We start from the raw sequence: 1,853 nt of genomic DNA, 5'->3' as shown, positions 1-1,853 counted from the left end.
CCGCTTCCGCAAAGCTCATTTGCCGTTTCATCGTCGTAGGTTCGTTCCGTGAACTATCTTCTACAACGTCCTCGACTACGTCAGCGATGACCACCGAGCCGGATAAATCAGTGTTTCCTAGTGCGACAGCGCCCTTTAATCGTAAGCCGTCAATAAACGACGCCCTACCAATGGTAGGCAGAAGGTCAGATGCTAAGTGTCCGCGTGGACACATGCACTCAGACCGTGATGACCGAAAAACAAGACCTTCGAAGCAGACTGGTGGTTGGCCGCCGACGGGATGGCCGACGGGAATTTGATGAGGCGGCCGTACAGGAGCTGGTCGAGTTTTGCCTGAAGCCGGGGGTATCGATAGCCCGGGCGGCGATGGACCATGACGTCAATCCGAACCAGTTGCGTCGCTGGATCTCGCGCCATCAGCAGCATACGCTGCAAACACCAATGAGGCCGGACCCGCTGGTGATAGACGGCGTATCGATCGACATCCCAGGCCCAGCGCGTCGTGTTCCGGTGAGCGAAGCGCAGGCATTTGTCCCTGTCGTCGCCGCGCCATCGACAGTGCCTGCCGTTTCCCATGTACTGCCACCGGACGCGTCGTTGATGGCGCTCTCGTTACATGTGCGCCTGTCGAATGGTGTCGAATTTGATCTTGGCGAGGCGAACGTCGATGAGCTGGCCACGGTGATCCAGATGCTCGGGAGGCTGCCGTGTTCCGGTTCGACGAAGGGCTGAAGGTCTACCTGCATCGCGATCCGGTCGACTTCCGCATGGGCATCAACGGGCTGTCGATCCTGGTCGAACAGGCGATGCGCCTGAACCCAATGACCTCGGCGCTGTTCGTCTTCGGCAACCGCCGTCGCGATCGCATCAAGATCCTCGGCTGGGGTGGTAACGGCTTCTGGTTGCTGCTCAAGCGACTCGAAGCCGACCGCTTCGTCTGGCCGAACGGAGGCGACACGATCACGCTCAGCGCCGAGCAGTTGCACTGGCTGCTCGACGGCATCGACCTGACCGCGATCCAGAAGCATCCCCAGCGATATTACGCGCGGATGAGCTGAACACCACGCGGGCGACATGGTCTAATCGGCTATGCCGATCAGCCCCGTCATGCCGAGTGTTGAGGAATACCAGGCACTGCTCGCCGAACGCGATGCGCTGCGCGGTGAGCTTCGACTCGTGACGGCTCAGCGCGATCTGGCCGAGGAGAAACTGCGGGCCTACAAGCACGAACTGTTCGGCGCATCGAGCGAAGCGCGCCATTTCGACCAGCTCGGTCTGTTCAACGAAGCCGAGGCGCTGGCGACGACTACCGACGCGCCCGCGCGCGAGGATATGCCCGGCACATCGGTCGCTGCCCACACGCGAGGCAAGCGCGGGCGCAAACCACTCGATCCGAATCTGCCGCGCGAGGTCGTGCGGCACGAGTTGCCCGAGTCAGAACGGTTCTGCGCGCATGATGGCCATGCTCTCGTCGAGATCGGCGTGGAAACGAGCGAGCGGCTCGACGTGATTCCCGAGCAAGTGCGCGTCGTTCAGCACCAACGGGTCAAATACGCGTGCCCATGCTGCGATCTCGGTATCAAGGTCACGCCCGCACCGGCGCGTATCATCCCTCGCGGGCTGCTCACGGAATCCGCGCTGGCGTGGATCATCACCGGCAAGTACCAGTACGGTATGCCGCTGTATCGTCAGGCCACGCTGCTGCGTCGCTTCGGCGGCGACATCTCGTCGAATACGCTGGCCGCCAGCGTGGTGCGGGTGGGACTGGCCACGCAGCCGGTGATCAACCTGATGCGCGACGCGCTGCTCGAATCGGACCTGATCTACGGCGACGAGACAACGTTCCAGGTGCT

At 61.9% G+C, this 1,853-nt stretch carries 3 protein-coding genes; all 3 read left to right on the top strand.

Translation table 11 applies throughout. From position 1 onward, the window contains the following. Positions 1-189 precede the first annotated feature (189 nt). Positions 190-732 carry a transposase gene (locus tag DID99_RS36475; RefSeq protein ID WP_124668715.1) on the top strand — a complete coding sequence of 181 codons (543 nt, stop codon included), beginning with the start codon at positions 190-192 and terminating at the stop codon, positions 730-732. Then, positions 708-1,058 (top strand): IS66 family insertion sequence element accessory protein TnpB, encoded by a 351-nt coding sequence (gene tnpB, locus DID99_RS36470; protein WP_124668714.1) that lies wholly within the window; start codon positions 708-710, stop codon positions 1,056-1,058. Before DID99_RS36475 ends, tnpB begins: the two co-directional genes overlap by 25 nt. A 31-nt stretch (positions 1,059-1,089) precedes the next feature. Continuing rightward, the coding region (locus tag DID99_RS36465; RefSeq protein WP_148094710.1) for a transposase at positions 1,090-1,853 on the top strand (764 nt) is incomplete at its 3' end.

The organism is Burkholderia sp. Bp8986 (genome assembly GCF_003854225.1).
Classification (GTDB): Bacteria; Pseudomonadota; Gammaproteobacteria; order Burkholderiales; family Burkholderiaceae; genus Burkholderia.
Note: the sequence above shows the minus strand (reverse complement) of the source record. Positions and strands in the feature narration are given on the sequence as shown.

What these genes read in the sequence shown, in the direction of transcription:
- DID99_RS36475 (WP_124668715.1), top strand. Translation starts at nt 190, where the DNA reads ATGCTAAGTGTCCGCGTGGACACATGCACTCAGACCGTGATGACCGAA.